Annotated in this window: 15 protein-coding genes; 11 read left to right on the plus strand and 4 right to left on the minus strand. The window is 60.9% G+C overall.

Features of this window, described 5'->3' with window-relative positions:
• Positions 1-60 precede the first annotated feature (60 nt).
• From Q7C20_RS19505 to rimO, 3 genes are all read right to left on the minus strand, one after another.
• Positions 61-771 (minus strand): rRNA pseudouridine synthase, encoded by a 711-nt coding sequence (locus Q7C20_RS19505; RefSeq protein WP_348060515.1) that lies wholly within the window; start codon positions 769-771, stop codon positions 61-63.
• Positions 772-1395: 624 nt separating this feature from the next.
• Complete coding sequence (locus Q7C20_RS19510; protein ID WP_375069572.1) at positions 1396-1863, minus strand: GNAT family N-acetyltransferase; 468 nt, start codon at positions 1861-1863, stop codon at positions 1396-1398.
• Between the two features lie 99 nt (positions 1864-1962).
• Positions 1963-3303: a 30S ribosomal protein S12 methylthiotransferase RimO gene (gene rimO / locus Q7C20_RS19515; protein ID WP_375069573.1), complete on the minus strand. Its 1341-nt coding sequence runs from the start codon at positions 3301-3303 to the stop codon at positions 1963-1965.
• A 281-nt stretch (positions 3304-3584) separates the two neighbouring features.
• Here rimO and Q7C20_RS19520 point away from each other — a divergent pair, with 281 nt between their 5' ends.
• From Q7C20_RS19520 to Q7C20_RS19530, 3 genes are all read left to right on the plus strand, one after another.
• The gene (locus Q7C20_RS19520; protein ID WP_375069574.1) at positions 3585-5486 is read left to right on the plus strand and encodes a potassium transporter Kup; all 1902 of its coding nucleotides are present in this window, start codon (positions 3585-3587) and stop codon (positions 5484-5486) included.
• 125 nt (positions 5487-5611) lie between these two features.
• Positions 5612-6718: an NADH:flavin oxidoreductase/NADH oxidase gene (locus Q7C20_RS19525; protein WP_348062541.1), complete on the plus strand. Its 1107-nt coding sequence runs from the start codon at positions 5612-5614 to the stop codon at positions 6716-6718.
• 308 nt (positions 6719-7026) lie between these two features.
• Positions 7027-7212: a hypothetical protein gene (locus Q7C20_RS19530; protein ID WP_348062540.1), complete on the plus strand. Its 186-nt coding sequence runs from the start codon at positions 7027-7029 to the stop codon at positions 7210-7212.
• A gap of 276 nt (positions 7213-7488) precedes the next feature.
• On the opposite strand, the gene Q7C20_RS19535 is transcribed toward Q7C20_RS19530, so the two are convergent.
• Positions 7489-9114: a glucan biosynthesis protein D gene (locus Q7C20_RS19535; protein WP_375069575.1), complete on the minus strand. Its 1626-nt coding sequence runs from the start codon at positions 9112-9114 to the stop codon at positions 7489-7491.
• Positions 9115-9515: 401 nt separating this feature from the next.
• Between Q7C20_RS19535 and Q7C20_RS19540 the strand changes: the two genes are divergently transcribed.
• From Q7C20_RS19540 to Q7C20_RS19575, 8 genes are all read left to right on the plus strand, one after another.
• On the plus strand, positions 9516-10226 hold the full coding sequence (locus Q7C20_RS19540; protein ID WP_375069577.1) for a tellurite resistance TerB family protein: 711 nt from the start codon (positions 9516-9518) through the stop codon (positions 10224-10226).
• 195 nt (positions 10227-10421) lie between these two features.
• Positions 10422-12044 carry a methyl-accepting chemotaxis protein gene (locus tag Q7C20_RS19545; protein WP_375069578.1) on the plus strand — a complete coding sequence of 541 codons (1623 nt, stop codon included), beginning with the start codon at positions 10422-10424 and terminating at the stop codon, positions 12042-12044.
• On the plus strand, positions 12044-12556 hold the full coding sequence (locus tag Q7C20_RS19550) for a chemotaxis protein CheW (protein ID WP_375069579.1): 513 nt from the start codon (positions 12044-12046) through the stop codon (positions 12554-12556). The genes Q7C20_RS19545 and Q7C20_RS19550 overlap by 1 nt, the downstream gene beginning before the upstream one ends.
• Positions 12553-13812, plus strand: a complete 1260-nt coding sequence (locus Q7C20_RS19555) for a CheR family methyltransferase (protein WP_375069581.1) — start codon at positions 12553-12555, stop codon at positions 13810-13812. The genes Q7C20_RS19550 and Q7C20_RS19555 overlap by 4 nt, the downstream gene beginning before the upstream one ends.
• Positions 13809-14510 (plus strand): chemotaxis protein CheW, encoded by a 702-nt coding sequence (locus tag Q7C20_RS19560; protein ID WP_375069583.1) that lies wholly within the window; start codon positions 13809-13811, stop codon positions 14508-14510. The genes Q7C20_RS19555 and Q7C20_RS19560 overlap by 4 nt, the downstream gene beginning before the upstream one ends.
• Entirely contained in the window at positions 14507-16783 is a 2277-nt protein-coding gene (locus Q7C20_RS19565) for a hybrid sensor histidine kinase/response regulator (RefSeq protein ID WP_375069585.1), read from the plus strand. Before Q7C20_RS19560 ends, Q7C20_RS19565 begins: the two co-directional genes overlap by 4 nt.
• On the plus strand, positions 16780-17790 hold the full coding sequence (locus Q7C20_RS19570) for a chemotaxis response regulator protein-glutamate methylesterase (protein ID WP_348062280.1): 1011 nt from the start codon (positions 16780-16782) through the stop codon (positions 17788-17790). The genes Q7C20_RS19565 and Q7C20_RS19570 overlap by 4 nt, the downstream gene beginning before the upstream one ends.
• Positions 17791-17841: 51 nt before the next feature.
• On the plus strand, positions 17842-18843 hold the full coding sequence (locus Q7C20_RS19575; protein ID WP_348062281.1) for a PleD family two-component system response regulator: 1002 nt from the start codon (positions 17842-17844) through the stop codon (positions 18841-18843).
• Positions 18844-18956 lie beyond the last annotated feature (113 nt).

Genomic DNA, 18956 nt, shown 5'->3' on the forward strand with positions numbered 1-18956 from the left:
AATCCTGGTATTCAACTGAGGGCACCGCCGGGTCAGGCGGTGCCGGGAAAAGGGGGCGGCTTAGAACTTCTCTTTGCCGGACAGGTAACGCCATTGGCCGACCGGCACCTTGCCGATCGAGACGCCGCCGATGCGGATGCGACGGATGGCGACGACTTTCAGGCCAACCGCTTCGCAGAACAGCGCGATCACACCCGGTTGCGGGTTTTTCATCGCAAAACGCAGGCGGTTTTCGTTCTGCCAGCTGGCTTTGACGGCCGGCAGCTCTTTGCCTTTGTAGGTCAGGCCGTGGTTCAGGCGGTTGAGGCCGTGGGCAACCATGTCGCCTTCGACTTCAACCACGTATTCCTGCTCGATCTTGGCGGCATCGGCGGTCAACTTGCGCAGGATTTTCCAGTCCTGGGTGAACACCAGCAGGCCGCTGGCCTTGGCTTGCAGGTCGGCGCTGGCGGTCAGGCGCAGGAAGTGGCCTTTGAGCGGGCGTTTGCTGAAGCGGTGTTCTTCGGACAGGGTGTCGGCGCTGATCGAGGCCATGGCGGTTTCGACGTCGACGCCGACTGGGGCGTGCAGCAGGATGGTGACCGGCTCTGGCGCGGTGGCCTTGGCGTCGGGGTCGAGTTCGACTTTTTCGGTGGTGACTTTGAACTGCGGTTCGTCGATGATTTCGCCGTCTACCGAGACCCAGCCGCCTTCGATGAACAGCTCGGCCTCCCGACGGGAGCAACCGACTAGTTCGATGAGGCGTTTGGAGAGGCGTATGGGGTCAGTCATGACAAGGGCCGTAACAAAAGTGGGCGGCTATTGTACCTGCCTGGCGCCGGTTAATCCCGGACCCATTTCGGGTTTGGGGCTTTTGGGGGTGTTTAGCGGGGTTGGTTTGGTTTGGGTGTTGTGAGGGGAGTGTTGGGGTGAGTGCATATCCGTTGCTGCGGTAACGGCTGGTATTGGTTCCGCTCTTACAGCGGGTCACTTTTTGAACAGCGCAAAAAGTAACCAAAAACGCTCCGCCCCCACCACTCGGTGCCTCGCTGTGGCTCGGCATGCCCGCACTCCGGCTTGAATCCGTGGGCCGCCGCGATGGGCCATCCTTGGCCCAGCGCGGCTAACCCGGCGTCCTGCCGGGTTACCCACGGCTTCAAGCCTGCGTGCGGCCATCGTGGTTAACGGGGCGCCTCAGATCAAAATCAAAATCTAAAGCACGGCGGCCTAGTAGCCGACCTGAGTGGTTGAATCAAAGGCGCTGTTTTTTTTTTGAGCAGATTGCGATTCTCCAGACCAAATGGAGATCAACTGTGGGAGCTGGCTTGCCTGCGATGCAGGCACCTCGGTTCATTAGGCAAAACCAGTTGATGCCATCGCAGGCAAGCCAGCTTCCACACTTTGTCAGGCAGCAGTTCAGCCGCTGCAGATTTGCTGTTGGCGCAAACGCATGTGCAGCAACGGATAGGGCTGCCCCAGGCCATCATGTTCCGTGCGGCCGATAACCTCGAAGCCCTGCTTGAAGTAAAACCCCAGCGCCTGGGAGTTTTGCTCGTTAACGTCCAGCATATCGGCGTTTAAGCGTTCGATGGCATAACGCAGTAGCTGCCGGCCCAGGCCTTCACCACGGTGTTGCGGTGCGATGAACAGCATTTCGACCTTGCCCGCGGCCACGCCGGCAAATCCGGTGATGTGTTGGCGCGCGTCTTTGGTGCAGATCAGCATTACGGCGTCGAGGTAGCGCGTCAGCACCAGGTTCTTCAGCAACACGATGTAGCTGTCGGGCAGGAAGTGGTGGGTCGCGCGCACCGAGTCTTCCCAGATTTGCGCCAATTGCGCGTAGTCGCCGCTGGTAGGTGTGTGGATAACCGAATGCTCACGCATGCCCGCTGCTCCTTGCCGGTGAAGTTGATCGCACCAAACGATAGACCGAAAAAAGCCCCGCATCTTGTCCAGAGGCAGGGCTTTTCAGGTTTTATCGACTCAGTCGCGCTTTTCAGCCCACAGGTCGTATTCGTCAGCATCGGTCACGGTGCACCAGACTTTGTCGCCCGGCTTTAAGTCGCTGGCGTCGTCGATAAACACATTACCGTCGATTTCCGGAGCATCGAAGAAGCAACGGCCCACCGCACCTTGTTCGTCGACTTCGTCGATCAGCACTTCGATTTCCTTGCCGATGCGCAGTTGCAGGCGCGCCGAGCTGATGGCTTGTTGGTGCGCCATGAAACGCTCCCAACGGTCTTGCTTGACCTCGTCCGGCACTACGGCCAGGTCCAGCAGGTTGGCCGGGGCGCCTTCCACCGGGGAGTACTGGAAGCAACCGACGCGGTCCAGCTGCGCTTCGGTCAGCCAGTCCAGCAGGTACTGGAAGTCTTCTTCGGTCTCGCCAGGGAAGCCGACGATGAAGGTGGAACGGATGATCAGTTCCGGGCAGATCTCGCGCCAGTTCTTGATGCGCGCCAGGGTTTTGTCTTCGAACGCCGGGCGTTTCATTGCCTTGAGGACTTTCGGGCTGGCGTGCTGGAACGGGATGTCCAGGTACGGCAGGATCTTGCCGGCGGCCATCAACGGGATCAGCTCGTCGACGTGCGGATACGGGTAAACGTAGTGCAGACGCACCCAAACGCCCAGGCTGCTCAAGGCTTCGCAGAGTTCGGTCATGCGGGTTTTGACCGGCGCGCCGTTCCAGAAACCGGTGCGGTACTTGATGTCGACGCCGTAGGCGCTGGTGTCCTGGGAGATCACCAACAGCTCTTTCACGCCGGATTTGACCAGGCGCTGGGCCTCGTCGAGTACGTCACCGACCGGGCGGCTGACCAGCTTGCCGCGCATCGACGGGATGATGCAAAAGCTGCAACTGTGGTTGCAGCCTTCGGAAATCTTCAAGTACGCGTAGTGACGCGGGGTCAGCTTGATGCCTTGCGGCGGCACCAGGTCGATCAGCGGGTTGTGGTCCTGACGCGGCGGCACCACTTGGTGCACGGCGTTGACCACTTGCTCGTACTGTTGCGGGCCGGTCACGGCCAGCACGCTAGGGTGCACGTTGCGGATAGTGCCTTCTTCCACGCCCATGCAGCCGGTCACGATGACCTTGCCGTTTTCCTTGATGGCTTCGCCGATCACTTCCAGCGATTCAGCCTTGGCCGAGTCGATGAAGCCGCAGGTGTTGACCACCACCACGTCCGCGTCCTGGTAAGTGGACACAACGTCATAGCCTTCCATACGCAGTTGCGTAAGGATGCGTTCGGAGTCGACCAGAGCCTTCGGGCAACCCAGGGATACAAAGCCGACCTTGGGGTTGGCTTTTGCGATGGTGGTGGACATGTCTAACCTCGGTATTGAATGACGCCGCCAGTCGGGCACGACAGGGCGGTAAACGGGCACTTGGTGTGCCTCTGGTCAAAAAGTGCGCAATTCTAGCGACGGGCAGCGCACTTGACCAGCTTTATGCAGGGAAATGCGACGAGTGCTGCGCTATGCTTCGCGCCGTGACGCGTGGGTGAAACCCTTGAGTCAATAATCCGTCTGTAACTGGAAGTAAAACGGCGCATGCTCAGGCAGTGCTGTTTATAAAAGACCTCGGGTCAAAAGGGCAGGAGTGGTAGATGGGTCAGGCAAATAGTCAGGCAGCAAGTGCCGAACATTCCAACGCAAAGCCGATTGGCATGCTGGTGGCGGCGGTCGGGGTGGTGTACGGCGATATCGGTACCAGCCCGCTCTATACCCTGAAAGAAGTGTTCACTGGCGGTTACGGGGTTCAGGTCAACCATGACGGCGTGCTGGGGATTCTGGCGCTGATCTTCTGGTCGCTGATCTGGGTTGTCTCGATCAAATACATGCTGTTTGTGCTGCGCGCCGACAACCAGGGCGAAGGCGGCATCATGGCCTTGACCGCGCTGGCCCGACGGGCGGCGGGAGAGCGCAAGAAACTGCGCAGTTTCCTGGTGGTGTGTGGCTTGTGCGGTGCGGCGTTGTTTTACGGCGACAGCATGATTACCCCGGCGATTTCCGTATTGTCGGCGGTGGAAGGCCTGGAACTGGCGTTCGATGGCCTGGAAAAATGGGTCGTGCCGATTGCGCTGGTGGTGCTGGTGGCACTGTTCCTGATCCAGAAGCACGGCACCGACCGCATCGGCAAGCTGTTCGGGCCGGTGATGGTCACCTGGTTCCTGGTGTTGGGCATCCTCGGCGTGTACGGCATCACGCTGCACCCTGAAGTGCTCAGTGCCTTGAACCCGATATGGGGCGTGCGTTTTTTCGAAAATCACCCGGGTATCGGCCTCGCGATCCTCGGCGCAGTCGTGCTGGCATTGACCGGTGCCGAAGCGCTGTACGCCGACATGGGCCACTTTGGCCGCAAGCCCATTGCCCGCGCCTGGTTCATCCTGGTGTTGCCGGCGCTGGTGCTTAACTATTTCGGCCAGGGTGCAATGCTGCTGGGCGACCCCGAAGCCGCGCGCAACCCGTTCTACCTGCTGGCGCCAAGCTGGGCGCTGATCCCGCTGGTGGGGTTGTCCACCCTGGCGACAGTGATTGCATCCCAGGCGGTGATTTCCGGCGCGTTTTCGCTGACACGTCAGGCGATCCAGCTGGGTTACATCCCGCGCATGCACATCCAGCACACCTCAAGCGCCGAGCAGGGCCAGATTTACATCGGCGCGGTGAACTGGGCGTTGATGGTCGGCGTGATTCTGCTGGTGCTGGGCTTCGAGTCCTCCAACGCACTGGCGTCGGCGTACGGCGTGGCCGTGACCGGCACCATGTTGATGACTACCATTCTGGTGGCGGCGGTGATGTTGCTGCTGTGGAAATGGCCACCGATCCTGGCCGTGCCGGTGTTGATCTGCTGCCTGTTGGTGGACGGGCTGTATTTTGCCGCCAACGTGCCGAAAATCATCCAGGGCGGGGCCTTCCCGGTACTCGCGGGGATCGTGCTGTTTGTGCTGATGACCACGTGGAAGCGCGGCAAGCAATTGCTGGTCGACCGCCTCGACGAAGGCGGCCTGCCGCTGCCGATCTTTATCAGCAGTATTCGCGTGCAGCCGCCGCACCGCGTGCAGGGCACGGCGGTGTTCCTCACCGCGCGTCCCGACGCGGTGCCCCACGCGCTGTTGCACAACCTGCTGCATAACCAGGTGTTGCATGAGCAAGTGGTGCTATTGACGGTGGTCTACGAAGACATTCCCCGTGTGCCGGTCACGCGGCGTTTCGAGGTGGATGCTTACGGTGAAGGCTTCTTCCGGGTCATCCTGCATTTCGGTTTCGCCGATGAGCCGGACGTGCCTCAAGCGCTGAAGCTGTGCCATCTGGACGAACTGGATTTCAGCCCGATGCGCACCACCTACTTCCTCAGCCGCGAAACCGTTATTGCTTCGCGCATCAAAGGCATGGCGCGCTGGCGTGAAGCGCTGTTCGCCTTCATGTTGAAGAACGCCAACGGCAACCTGCGCTTCTTCAAGCTGCCGGTAAACCGGGTGATCGAGCTGGGCACCCAGGTCGAAATGTAAGCTGTGGCTGCACGGGAGCCGGCAATCGGCTCCCGCTTTCCTTCTGAACCCTGTGCAATCGGGCGTTGTCGACTAGGCTCTAGGCACTGTTGAACAGTGCCCACAGAACCCAGAAGAGGTGCGCCATGAGTCAGCTGCTCGAACCCTATACCCTGCGCCAATTGACCCTGCTCAACCGCATTGCCGTGTCGCCGATGTGCCAATACTCGGCCGAAGACGGCCTGGCCAATGACTGGCACCTGGTACACCTCGGCAGTCGTGCCGTGGGCGGTGCCGGGCTGATTTTCACTGAGGCCACCGCCGTGACCGAAGATGGCCGCATCACCGCCCAGGACCTGGGCTTGTGGAAGGACGAACAGATCGAACCGCTGCAGCGCATCACGCGGTTTATTGCCGCACAGGGCGCGGTGGCGGCGATTCAATTGGCCCACGCCGGGCGCAAAGCCAGCACCCATCGGCCTTGGATCGGCAAGCAGGGCAGCGTCAAGCCGGAAGACGGCGGTTGGGTGCCGGTCGGCCCCTCGCCGATTGCCTTCGACCCCAACCACACCCAACCCAAGCAACTGGACGAAGCGCAAATCCAGCAAGTGATCGATGACTTTGTCGCCGCCGCCAAACGCGCGTTGACCGCCGGTTTCGAAGTGGTGGAAATCCACGCCGCTCACGGTTACCTGTTGCATCAATTCCTCTCGCCCATCAGCAATCAGCGTCGTGATCAATACGGTGGCTCCTTCGAAAACCGCATTCGCCTGGTATTGGAAGTGACGACGGCGGTACGCGAAGTCTGGCCCGAGGATTTGCCGTTGTTTGTGCGGGTGTCGGCCACCGATTGGGTGGAGGACGGCTGGAACCCCGATGAAACCGTGGAACTGGCGCGACGCCTCAAAGCGCTGGGCGTGGACCTGATCGACGTGTCTTCCGGAGGCACTGCCGCCAACGCCGAGATCCCCGTCGGGCCAGGCTACCAAACTCGTTTTGCCGAGCGCGTGCGCAAGGAGTCGGGGATCGCCACAGGCACCGTCGGCATGATTACCGAGCCAGCCCAGGCTGAGCACATCCTGCGCACCTGCCAGGCCGACATCATCTTCCTGGCCCGCGAACTGCTGCGGGACCCGTACTGGCCGCTGCATGCCGACGACGACTTGGGCGGGCGCAAGGCCATTTGGCCGGCGCAATACCAACGGGCGACCCATCGCGACCAGCCGATTCATGAGTCTGATCTGAGGGATTGATCCCACACGCGTGCTCCGAAAAACCCACCCTGACCCGGTGGGTTTTTTTATTGCCCGCCTCAGGTGTGGCGAAGGTGGAGCTCTATTGGTCGATATGTAAGAAAGGGCTGTAGGTCTTTGTTACCAAAGCCATTTATTTGAGTGAATGCTTTAAAAAAATCCCACACGTGACGAGATTTTTTCTACGCTTAGGGGTAAGTCTGATTTCTGGCCCAGGGAGTCAGTCTGTTTGTCCGACGAAGCACTGCTTCACGGGAGGCGGAGGGTGGGCACCAGGAGTTTTAGATCGATTTCAGGAGAAACAGTCCATGGCCAAGTCCTATGGTGTAGCGGGTGCGGTGATGTCATTTCTGAGCCGCAGGGTATTCGGGTGTGGCCGAAGGCTGAGTTCGGATGAAGCAGAGTTGCTTGCGCAGTACCGCGCCCTGACCGAAAGCGATCAGGTTGCGATGCGGTATTTGATTGGGGCGATGAAGAGTGTGTCGCGGTTTTAGGACCAGCCCTTTCAAGGCATTTGGAAATTTGTCTGATAGGGCGAACGCTATCCCTGTGGCGAGCGGGCTTGCCCCGCGTTGGGTTGCGAAGCGACCCTAAAAAGGAAGAATGCGGTGAGTCAGACAATCTCCGGCCGCTGGTTTGGGGCTGCTTCGCAACCCAACGCGGGGCAAGCCCGCTCGCCACGAGGTACTTATCGCCTGTTCTATCTAAAGAGCTTGAAAGGGCTGGGTTTTAGGACCCAGCTCCCACACAGCCTTCGTTTTCCCAGGCAATCAGGTGTACTTACGCGCCTCGGGTGCAGGCGGGAAGTACTGGTACAGCCAGGTTTCACTCAAGGTGCGGTCCTGGGTGCGGATAAACAGCCGCAGTTCCACCGGCTCCACGCTGTCGCTGGTCGGGTACCAGTCGAACAGGATGCGGTAGCCCTTGATGTTGTCGAGCACCAGCACGCTGAAATCCTTCACTTCACCGTGGGAGCAAGTCACCACGGGTTCGATGCCGGTGCCGGCCGGCAGTCGGTCGAGGCCGCCGCCTTTGAAGTCCACGGCAAAACGGCGCGCCCAGACTTGCGGGTAGTGCTCACCCGGTGCCCAGCCTTCGGTAAAGCCGCCCATGCCTGAGCGGGTCGCGTCGACTTGCGCCAGTGGCGTGCTTACCGGTGGCAGTGCGCTCCAGTACAACTTATAGCCGTAATTCAGCGAATCACCGGCGGCCACAGGCTTTTTCGGGGTCCAGAAGGCCACGATGTTGTCCAGAGTTTCGCCAGTGGTAGGGATTTCCAGCAGGTCGATCGAGCCTTCGCCCCAGGCGGTTGTCGGTTCAACCCACAGGCTTGGGCGTTTGCTGTACCAGTCCACGGTGTCCTGATAGCTGGCGAACTCATGGTCGGTCTGCACCAGCCCGAAGCCCTTCGGGTCTTTGTCGGCAAATGCGTTGAATTGCAGCTTGGCCGGGTTGTTCAGCGGGCGGCAGATCCACTCGCCGTTGCCGCGCCACATCGCCAGGCGGTCCGAATCGTGGATTTGCGGGTGGATGGTGTCGCACATGCGGCGTTCGTGGGTGCCGCAGCTGAACATGCTGGTCATCGCCGCGATGCCTAATTGCTCGATAGCGGTGCGCGCGTTGATGTTGGCGTCGATCGCCATCACCACCTGGTTCGCCTGGCAGTCGATATCGAAACGGTAGGCTCCGGTGGCGCTCGGCGAATCAAGCAAGGCGTAGACCACAAAGTGTGTGGCGTCCTTGTCCGGGGTTTCGAACCAGAACTGGGTGAAGTCGGGGAATTCTTCGCGTTTTTTAGCGTAGGTGTCGATGGCCAGGCCACGGGCAGAGAGGCCGTACTGGCCAGTGAAATCCACTGCGCGGAAGTAGCTGGCGCCGAGAAATGACAGCACGTCATGGCGGTCCAGTTCCGGCGCCTTGAACAGTTTGAAGCCGGAGAAACCCAGGTCGCCGGTCAGTTGTTTGGTATCGACGGTGGTCTTTTCATAGTTGAACAGCGACGGGCGGAAATGCACCTCGCGTGCTTCACGGGTCTTGGGGTCGACGCTGTGCATGCGCACCGGCGTCTTGAAGCCCATGCCGACGTGGAAGAACTGCACATCGAGTTGGCCGTTCAGGTCCTTCCACAGCGAGTGGTTGCCGTCGTAGCCGATGGCGTTGAAATTCTGCGGGGTCATGGTCGCCAGGGTTGGCGGCAGCACTTGGCGGGTGTCTTTATAGGCAGTCCCGGCGAGTTTCTTGGCCTGGGCTTTAAGCGATTCAAAATCGAAGGCAACAGCCTCGCCATCGGCCGCGCGGTTGCCGGCCCAAGCCTGCGCAGCGAGCAGGCCGCTGGCCGATAAACCGGTGTAAGCCGCAATGGCCATGGACGCTTTGAGCAAATTCCTGCGGTGCATAGAGACAACCTGTCGTGAGCAAATCCCGCGCCTTTCCTGGCACGTAGCGGATCAGAAATTACGGTTCGGACATGCCTTCGGCCAAACGCAACGGACTATAAACAGACGCCGGATAGCTTAAGCGGTTCGATGGTGCAGGAAAAATGCTTGATAGCAGGGTGACGGCGTTGCATGTGAAACAACTTATTTCCGACTCGCTGCGTGAACAACCTATGGATCGTAACCACGCGCTGCGGGGGAATGCAGCCCGTGACGCTCTGCGCCAGGCCTGCGCATTACTTCAGTCTTGCGCCGTCACCTCGACGTTACATCTGGAAGCACTCTAGATCGGGGCTTTTTGGCACTAAGTTTTACGCTGGAGGCCTATTGCTCCTATGAACCCAAGTGCTTGGAGGCTGCGAATGAATACCCGTGGATTGCTCGATCAGTTGCTCAAATCTGGTCAGGACATGCTGCAAAAGAAAGCCGGTGGTCAACATAAGCAGGGGGATAAGGGTGCCCTCGGCGGTTTGCTGGGTGGTGGCGGCGGGCTGGGCAGCTTGCTCGGTGGCGCTGGCGGCGGCGCACTGGCTGCCGGCGCCATGGGCCTGTTGCTGGGTAATAAAAAAGCCCGCAACTTTGGCGGCAAGGCGTTGACGTACGGTGGGTTGGCCGCGTTGGGGGTGATTGCCTACAAAGCCTACGGCAACTGGCAGGCGCAACAGGCCAATGCACCTCAGGGTGAACCACAAACCATCGATCGCCTGCCGCCGGCGCAGGTTGAGCAGCACAGTCAGGGCATTCTTAAAGCACTGGTGGCGGCCGCCAAAGCTGACGGGCATGTGGACGAGCGCGAGCGCGCGCTGATCGAGGGCGAATTCACCAAGCTGGACAACGACCGCGAGCTGCAAAGCTGGCTGCACGCCGAGCTGAACAAACCCCTGGACCCGGCCGACGTGGCCCGCGCCGCCGGTACCCCGGAGATGGCTGCCGAGATGTACATCGCCAGCGTGATGCTGGTGGACGAAGAAAACTTCATGGAAAAGTCCTACCTGGACGAACTGGCGCGCCAGCTGAAACTGGAGCCTGGCCTGAAGGCCGAGCTTGAAAAGCAGGTAAGGCTGAGCCAGTAACGTCGCTTCTGCACAGTTGCACTGTGAGAACTGGCTTGCCGGCGATGCAGGCAAGCCAGTTCTCACATGCGCCTGTTTTCACCCGGATGAGGGTGTTTTTGCATTCTGTGAGCGCTACAGCAAAACCTGTTGATAAATGAGCCCTTCTGCTCAGCTATACTCGTCGGCATTTGATAGGCCCTTCGAGGAATTACTGTGAAGAACTGGACCTTGCGCCAACGGATCTTGGCAAGCTTTGCGGTCATTATCGCCATCATGCTGTTAATGGTTGTGGTCTCCTATTCGCGGTTGCTGAAAATCGAGGCCGGCCAGGAGGCGGTTCGTGATGACGCGGTGCCCGGGGTTTATCTCAGTTCCATGATCCGCAGTGCGTGGGTCGACAGCTATCTGCTCACCGTCGATATCATCGGCCTGCGCGACGAGAAAGGCGTTACCAGTAACGACAAGTCTGACTACAAGTCCTTCGAAGCGCGTATTGAACAGCAAATGGCCAACTATGAAAAAACCATTCATAGCCAGGCTGACAAGATGGAGTTCGATAACTTCAAGGCTGCGCACATCAATTACAACAAGGTCCTGGCGGATGTGCTCGACCGCATACAGGCCGATGACCTGCCCGCAGCGCGCGTATTGCTGGAGGAGCAATTAACGCCGATCTGGACCGAGGGGCGCATGAAGCTCAACGACATCATCACGGAAAACAAAGGCGTTTCCGATGCTGCAACGGCCGCCATTGACGACGCGGTGGCTTCAGCCAAATTCAGCATGTTCGTTTCGTTGCTGGTGGCCATCCTCGCCGCCTGCCTCTGCGGCCTGCTGCTGATGCGCGCAATCATGGCGCCGATGCAGCGCATTGTCTGGATCCTCGGCACCATGCGCGATGGCGACTTGAGCAAACGCCTGAACCTTGAGCGTAAAGACGAATTCAACGCGGTGGAAACCGGCTTCAACGACATGATGACCGAGCTGACGGCGCTGGTGTCCCAGGCCCAGCGGTCCTCGGTGCAGGTGACCACCTCGGTCACCGAGATTGCTGCCACCTCCAAGCAGCAACAGGCCACCGCCACTGAAACAGCGGCGACGACCACCGAGATCGGCGCGACGTCGCGTGAGATCGCGGCAACGTCCAAAGACCTGGTGCGCACCATGACCGAAGTGTCCACCGCTGCCGATCAGGCGTCGGTCGCCGCCGGTTCAGGCCAGCAAGGCTTGGCGCGGATGGAAGAAACCATGCACTCGGTGATGGGCGCCGCTGACCTGGTCAACGCCAAGCTGGCAATCCTTAACGAGAAGGCCGGCAACATCAATCAGGTGGTGGTGACCATCGTCAAGGTCGCCGACCAGACCAACCTGCTGTCGCTCAACGCCGCCATCGAGGCGGAGAAAGCCGGTGAATACGGGCGCGGATTTGCCGTGGTGGCCACCGAAGTGCGCCGATTGGCCGACCAGACGGCCGTGGCGACCTACGACATCGAGCAGATGGTGCGCGAGATTCAATCCGCAGTGTCGGCGGGCGTGATGGGCATGGACAAGTTCTCCGAAGAAGTGCGTCGCGGCATGTCCGAAGTGCAGCAAGTCGGCGAGCAACTGTCGCAGATCATCCATCAGGTGCAGGCGCTGGCGCCGCGCGTGTTGATGGTCAATGAAGGCATGCAGGCTCAGGCCACCGGCGCCGAGCAGATCAACCACGCGCTGGTGCAATTGGGCGATGCCAGCAGCCAGACCGTGGATTCCCTGCGCCAGGCCAGCTTTGCCATTGATGAACTGAGCCAGGTTGCGGTCGGTTTGCGCAGCGGCGTGTCGCGTTTCAAAGTCTGATGAGCGACCTCGCGGCTAAACGCGGCGCCGTCCCGGCAGCGAAAAAGGCGTTGTTCCTGGTGTTCCACATCGGTAGCGAACGTTTTGCCCTCAAAGCCACGGAAGTGGCCGAAGTGCTGCCCCGCTTGCCACTCAAACCCATCGCCCATGCGCCGGTGTGGGTGGCGGGCATCTTCGCCCATCGCGGGGCGATGGTGCCGGTGATCGACCTCAGTGCGCTGACCTTCGGCACCGTCGCCCAGGCCCGTACCAGCACGCGTCTGGTGCTGGTCAATTACCAGCCGCAACCCTGGGTCAAGGCGCGTTGGCTGGGACTGATTCTGGAGCAGGCCACCGACACGCTGCGGTGCGCCCTGGATGAGTTCAAGCCCTACGGTGTGGATAACCGCGAAGCGCCTTATTTGGGGCTGGTGCGTGAAGACGACCTCGGTTTGATGCAGTGGATCGGCGTAAACGAATTGCTCACCGAGCCGGTACGCGCCTTGCTGTTCTCCACCGAGCCAAGCCTATGAGCAGCGACCCACGTTTCTCGGCCTACCTTAAAGAGCGCATTGGCCTGGACGTTGCTTCGGTGGGCGAGGCTATTATCGACCGGGCCGTGCGCCAGCGCAGCCAGGTCATGCAGGCGCCAACGCTGGAGGATTACTGGCAGCGCCTGCAAAGCTCCCATGACGAGCAGCAAGCGCTGATCGAAGCGGTGATCGTCCCCGAAACGTGGTTTTTCCGTTACCCCGAATCCTTTGTCACCCTGGCCCGACTGGCCAAGGCGCGTCTTGCCGAGATTAATCAGATGCGCGCACTGCGCATCCTCAGCTTGCCGTGTTCCACTGGCGAAGAACCCTATTCGATCGCGATGGCCTTGCTCGATGCAGGCTTGGCCCCGCACCAATTCAAGGTGCAGGGCATGGACGTCAGCCCGCTATCGGTTGAGCGTGCGCGCCGCGGCGTATACGGGAAGAACTCGTTTCGCGGCGGCGATATCGAATTTCGCGATCATCACTTCACTGAACAAGGCGATGGGTATCGCATTGACGATCGCGTGCGCGATCAAGTGCGCCTGCAAGTCGGCAACCTTCTGGACCCGGCGCTGTTGGCCAATGAACCGACCTATGACTTTGTGTTTTGCCGCAACCTGTTGATCTACTTCGACCAGCAGACCCAGAAGCAAGTCTTCGATGTGCTCAAAGGCTTGACCCACGTGGACGGCGTGCTGTTTATCGGCCCGGCCGAAGGCAGCCTGTTGGGCCGCCATGGCATGCGTTCGATTGGTGTTGCGCAATCCTTTGCGTTCAGTCGACATGCCGAGCCGGTTAAGGCGGAGCCGGTGTACGTGCCGATGCCGGCGCCGGTTCCATTGCGCAGCATCGCCCCCATCGCGCCCAAGCCGCGACCGTTCAGCACGACGAATGCCCCAGGGGTGCGGCCCAAGGCGCCGTCGTCCGATGCAGGCGACTTGCTAGGCCGAATCGCTACCCTCGCCAACGAAGGTAAAAGCACCGAGGCACGTGCCGCCTGCGAACAGTATTTGAATAACCACCCGCCAGTCGCCCAGGTGTTTTACTGGCTGGGGCTGCTCAGCGACGTGGCTGGCAGCGCCCTGGAAGCCCAGGGGTATTATCGAAAAGCCTTGTACCTGGAACCCCAGCACCCGCAGGCCTTGATGCACCTGGCCGCGTTGCTTGAGTCCCAGGGCGACAGTGCGGGGGCGCGCCGCTTGCAGGCACGCGCCGCCCGCAGCGAGCGAGCTGACAGTGAGTCCAAACCATGAGTAGCCCCGACGCGCTCGACACCGCAGGCCCGGACCTGACCCTGGCCGAGACCCAGGCCATCGACGATTGCTGGAACCGCATTGGCATTCATGGCGACAAGTCTTGCCCGCTGCTGGTGGAGCATATTCATTGCCGCAATTGCGAGGTGTATTCCGCCGCCGCCACGCGCTTGCTCGACCGCTACGCCTTGCAGCAGGACGACCGTCGCCCGCAGGCTGCGGTTGAAATCGACGCGGATGTGGTCACCCGTTCGTTGTTGATGTTCCGCCTCGGCGAAGAATGGCTGGGCATTGCCACCCGTTGCCTGGTGGAAGTGGCCCCGCTGCAACCGATTCACTCCCTGCCGCACCAGCGTTCACGGGCGCTGCTCGGCGTAGCCAACGTGCGCGGTGCGCTGGTGGCCTGCCTGTCGCTGGTGGAGTTGCTCGGTTTGGACAGCACCAGCACTGGCGCGACTGGCGGGCGCATCATGCCGCGCATGTTGATCATCGCCGCCCAGGACGGCCCGGTGGTGGTGCCGGTGGATGAGGTGGATGGCGTGCATGCCATCGACGAACGCGTGCTGAACGCGGCGTCCGCCTCGGGCAGCCAGGCCAGCGCGCGCTACACCCAGGGCGTGTTGCAGTGGAAAGGCCGCAGCCTGCGTTGGCTGGACGAGGCGCAATTGTTGTCTGCCGTGACCCGGAGCCTCACATGACCCCCGACCAGATGCGCGATGCCTCGCTGCTGGAACTGTTCAGCCTGGAAGCCGAGGCGCAGACCCAGGTGCTGAGCGCCGGTTTGCTGGCCCTGGAACGCAACCCGACCCAGGCTGACCAGCTGGAAGCCTGCATGCGCGCGGCGCACTCGCTTAAAGGCGCGGCGCGGATTGTGGGCGTGGACGCGGGCGTCAGCGTGTCCCACGTCATGGAAGATTGCCTGGTCAGCGCCCAGGAAAGCCGCCTGTACCTGCAACCCGAACACATCGATGCGTTGCTGCAAGGCACCGACCTGCTGATGCGCATTGCCACGCCCGGCAATGACGTGGGCCCGGCGGATATCGAAGCCTATGTGGCGCTGATGGAGCGCCTGCTCGACCCGTCCAAGGCGCCGGTGAAAACCCCTGCGCCGCCGCCCGAGCCTCAGCCGGTGCCAACTGCACTGATAGAGGAACTGGCGCCGGAACCCGAGCCCGCGCCGCTGATTTCGCCGCCGCGCCCGAATAAACACATGACCGAGGGCGGCGAGCGCGTATTGCGCGTCACCGCCGAGCGCTTGAACAGTTTGTTGGACCTGTCGAGCAAATCCCTGGTGGAAACCCAGCGGCTCAAGCCTCACCTGGCCAGCATGCAACGCCTCAAGCGCATTCAAAGCAACAGCGTGCGCGCCCTGGATGCGCTGGACGGCCAGCTCAAGGCTCTGAATTTAAACCTCGAAGCTCAGGAAGCCCTGGCTGACACCCGTCGCCTGCTCGGTGAAGCGCAGGCATTGCTGGCAGAAAAAACCGCCGAGCTGGACGAGTTTGGCTGGCAGGCCGGGCAGCGTGCCCAAGTGCTTTACGACACGGCGTTGGCCTGCCGCATGCGCCCGTTCGCCGATGTGCTGGCGGGGCAGGTGCGCATGGTGCGTGACCTGGGCCGCAGTCTGGGCAAGCAGGTGCGCCTGGAAATCGAGGGCGAAAAGACCCAGGTCGACCGCGACGTGCTGGAAAAGCTCGAAGCGCCGCTGACTCACTTGCTGCGCAATGCCGTCGACCACGGTGTCGAAATGCCCGAGCAGCGCATGCTGGCGGGCAAACCGGCCGAAGGCGTGATCCGCCTGCGTGCCTCCCATCAGGCCGGTTTGCTGGTGCTGGAATTGAGCGACGATGGCAATGGCGTCGACCTTGAGCGCCTGCGCCGAACCATCGTCGACCGGAACCTGTCACCGCTGGAAACGGCGCTGCGCCTGAGCGAAGAGGAGCTGCTGACGTTCCTGTTCCTGCCGGGCTTCAGCCTGCGCGACAAAGTCACTGAAGTGTCCGGGCGCGGCGTCGGCCTGGACGCGGTGCAGCACATGGTCCGCCAATTGCGCGGTGCGGTGGTGCTTGAGCAGACGGCGGGGCAGGGCAGCCGTTTCCACCTGGAAGTGCCGTTGACCCTGTCGGTGGTGCGCAGTCTGGTGGTGGAAGTCGGCGAAGAGGCCTATGCGTTCCCGCTGGCGCACATCGAACGCATGTGCGACCTGGCGCCGGATGACATCGTGCAGCTCGAAGGCCGCCAGCATTTCTGGCACGAGGGCCAGCATGTCGGCCTGGTCGCCGCCAGCCAACTGTTGCAGCGTCCGCCGGGGCAGAGCAATGACGAAACCCTGAAAGTGGTGGTGATCCGCGAGCGCGAGGCGGTGTACGGCATTGCCGTGGAACGCTTTATTGGCGAGCGCACCCTCGTGGTGTTGCCGCTGGATGCCCGCCTGGGCAAGGTCCAGGATATTTCCGCCGGCGCCCTGCTGGATAACGGCTCGGTGGTGTTGATCGTCGATGTAGAAGACATGCTGCGTTCGGTGGATAAATTGCTCAACACGGGCCGCCTGGAGCGTATCGCCCGGCGTAGCCAGCAAGCCACCGAAGCGCCGCGCAAACGCGTGCTGGTGGTGGACGACTCGCTCACCGTGCGTGAGCTTCAACGCAAATTGTTAATAAACCGCGGTTATGAAGTGGCGGTCGCGGTCGATGGCATGGACGGCTGGAACGCCTTGCGCTCCGAAGACTTCGACCTGCTCATCACTGACATCGATATGCCTCGTATGGACGGTATTGAATTGGTCACACTCTTGCGTCGTGATAGTCGCCTGCAATCGTTGCCGGTGATGGTGGTGTCGTACAAGGATCGCGAAGAAGACCGGCGCCGTGGACTCGACGCTGGCGCCGACTATTATCTAGCCAAAGCCAGTTTCCACGATGACGCCCTGCTGGACGCCGTGGTTGAACTGATTGGAGGGGCCCGTGCATGAGGATTGCGATCGTCAATGACATGCCTATGGCCGTGGAGGCGCTGCGCCGTGCCCTGAGTTTCGAGCCCGCGCATGAAGTGGTGTGGGTCGCGACCAATGGCCTGGAAGCCGTGCAGCGTTGCGCCGAGTTGACCCCGGATTTGATCCTGATGGACCTGATCATGCCGGTGATGGACGGCGTGGAGGCCACGCGGCAGATCATGGCCGAGACGCCGTGCCCGATTGTAATTGTCACCGTGGACCGTCAGGCCAATGTCAGCCGTGTGTTCGAAGCCATGGGCCACGGTGCCCTGGATGTGGTGGACACACCGGCCCTCGGGGTGGGCAACCCAAAGGACGCGGCGGCGCCCTTGTTGCGCAAAATCATGAATATTGGCTGGCTGGTGGGTCAGCGTGGCAGCCGTGTACGCACCGACACCACGTCCCAGCGCAGCACCGGTACACGCCAGAGGCTGGTGGCGATTGGCTCGTCGGCGGGCGGGCCGGCTGCCCTGGAAATCCTGCTCAAGGGTTTGCCACGGGACTTTTCCGCCGCCATCGTGCTGGTGCAGCATGTGGACCAGGTGTTTGCCGCGGGCATGGCCGAGTGGCTGAGCAGTGCCTCCGGCCTGCCGGTGCGCCTGGCCCGTGAGGGCGAGCCGCCCCAAAGCGGCGTGGTGCTGCTGGCGGGTACCAACCACCATATTCGCCTGCTCAAAAATGGCACGCTAGCCTATACAGCAGAGCCGGTGAACGAGATTTACCGGCCGTCCATCGACGTGTTCTTCGAGAGCGTCGCCAGTTACTGGACTGGAGACGTCGTCGGCGTTTTGCTGACCGGCATGGGCCGCGATGGCGCCCAAGGGCTCAAGTTACTGCGTGAACAAGGATATTTGACCATCGCCCAGGATCAGCGCAGCTCGGCGGTGTATGGCATGCCTAAAGCGGCGGCGGCGATTGATGCTGCTGTTGAAATTCGCCCACTGGACAGAATTGCGCCCCGATTGCTGGAGGTCTTTGCAAAATGATCGATGCCCTGGCGATAGTTGGCTTGCAGGTAGTAATTCAGGTGACTGCACATGAATGATTTACAGATCGACGACTTCAAGACCGATGAAAACGCCGCCATGGTGTTGCTCGTCGACGACCAGGCCATGATCGGCGAGGCCGTGCGGCGTGGGTTGGCCCATGAGGAAAACATAGATTTTCACTTTTGCGCCGATCCACACCAGGCGATTGCCCAGGCGATCCGGATCAAACCGACGGTCATCCTGCAAGACCTGGTAATGCCGGGCCTCGATGGTCTGTCGCTGGTGCGCGAATACCGCAACCACCCGGCCACGGCGAATATCCCGATCATTGTGCTATCGACCAAGGAAGACCCGCTGATCAAGAGCGCGGCGTTTTCGGCGGGGGCTAACGATTATCTGGTCAAGCTGCCGGACAACATCGAGCTGGTGGCGCGCATTCGCTATCACTCACGCTCGTATATGACGCTGATTCAGCGGGATGCGGCGTATCGGGCGTTGCGGGTCAGTCAGCAACAGTTGCTTGATACCAACCTGGTGTTGCAGCGCTTGATGAACTCCGATGGGCTTACCGGGCTGTCGAATCGTCGGCACTTTGACGAATACCTGGAGCTGGAGTGGCGGCGCGCCATGCGTGATCAGACGCAGTTGTCGTTGTTGATGATCGATGTGGATTTCTTCAAGACCTATAACGACACCTTTGGGCATGTCGAGGGGGATGAGGCGCTGCGTAAAGTCGCTGCGACTATTCGCGATGCGAGCAGTCGGCCTTCGGATTTGCCGGCGCGTTATGGGGGGGAGGAGTTTGCATTGGTACTGCCCAATACTTCACCGGGTGGTGCGCGGTTGGTGGCGGAGAAGCTGCGGATGGCGGTTGCGGCGTTGAAGATTCCGCATATTGCGCCGGCTGAGGGGGCGAGTTTGACGATCAGCATCGGGTTGTCGACTATCACGCCGGTGCAGGGGTCGGATTGTCGTCAGCTGATTATGGCGGCGGACAAGGGGTTGTATATGGCCAAGCATAATGGGCGAAATCAGGTGGGGATTGAGTAGGTTTGGGTGTATATCCGTTATTTGGGTAACGGCCTCAATTGGTTCCGCTCTTACAGCGGGTCACTTTTGGCAAACGCCCCAAAAGTAACCAAAAGGTCTTCGCCCCACCACTC

The sequence above is a fragment of the Pseudomonas sp. AMR01 genome (genome assembly GCF_041946035.1).
Classification (GTDB): Bacteria; Pseudomonadota; Gammaproteobacteria; order Pseudomonadales; family Pseudomonadaceae; genus Aquipseudomonas; species Aquipseudomonas antarctica_B.

Excerpts from the sequence above, each read along its gene's own strand:
- rimO (WP_375069573.1), bottom strand. The coding sequence starts at position 3,303 with ATGTCCACCACCATCGCAAAAGCCAACCCCAAGGTCGGCTTTGTATCC.
- Q7C20_RS19530 (WP_348062540.1), top strand. The coding sequence starts at position 7,027 with ATGGCCAAGTCCTATGGTGTAGCGGGTGCGGTGATGTCATTTCTGAGC.
- Q7C20_RS19540 (WP_375069577.1), top strand. The coding sequence starts at position 9,516 with ATGAATACCCGTGGATTGCTCGATCAGTTGCTCAAATCTGGTCAGGAC.
- Q7C20_RS19560 (WP_375069583.1), top strand. The coding sequence starts at position 13,809 with ATGAGTAGCCCCGACGCGCTCGACACCGCAGGCCCGGACCTGACCCTG.
- Q7C20_RS19535 (WP_375069575.1), bottom strand. The coding sequence starts at position 9,114 with ATGCACCGCAGGAATTTGCTCAAAGCGTCCATGGCCATTGCGGCTTAC.
- Q7C20_RS19565 (WP_375069585.1), top strand. The coding sequence starts at position 14,507 with ATGACCCCCGACCAGATGCGCGATGCCTCGCTGCTGGAACTGTTCAGC.
- Q7C20_RS19555 (WP_375069581.1), top strand. The coding sequence starts at position 12,553 with ATGAGCAGCGACCCACGTTTCTCGGCCTACCTTAAAGAGCGCATTGGC.
- Q7C20_RS19525 (WP_348062541.1), top strand. The coding sequence starts at position 5,612 with ATGAGTCAGCTGCTCGAACCCTATACCCTGCGCCAATTGACCCTGCTC.
- Q7C20_RS19505 (WP_348060515.1), bottom strand. The coding sequence starts at position 771 with ATGACTGACCCCATACGCCTCTCCAAACGCCTCATCGAACTAGTCGGT.
- Q7C20_RS19575 (WP_348062281.1), top strand. The coding sequence starts at position 17,842 with ATGAATGATTTACAGATCGACGACTTCAAGACCGATGAAAACGCCGCC.
- Q7C20_RS19520 (WP_375069574.1), top strand. The coding sequence starts at position 3,585 with ATGGGTCAGGCAAATAGTCAGGCAGCAAGTGCCGAACATTCCAACGCA.
- Q7C20_RS19510 (WP_375069572.1), bottom strand. The coding sequence starts at position 1,863 with ATGCGTGAGCATTCGGTTATCCACACACCTACCAGCGGCGACTACGCG.
- Q7C20_RS19570 (WP_348062280.1), top strand. The coding sequence starts at position 16,780 with ATGAGGATTGCGATCGTCAATGACATGCCTATGGCCGTGGAGGCGCTG.
- Q7C20_RS19550 (WP_375069579.1), top strand. The coding sequence starts at position 12,044 with ATGAGCGACCTCGCGGCTAAACGCGGCGCCGTCCCGGCAGCGAAAAAG.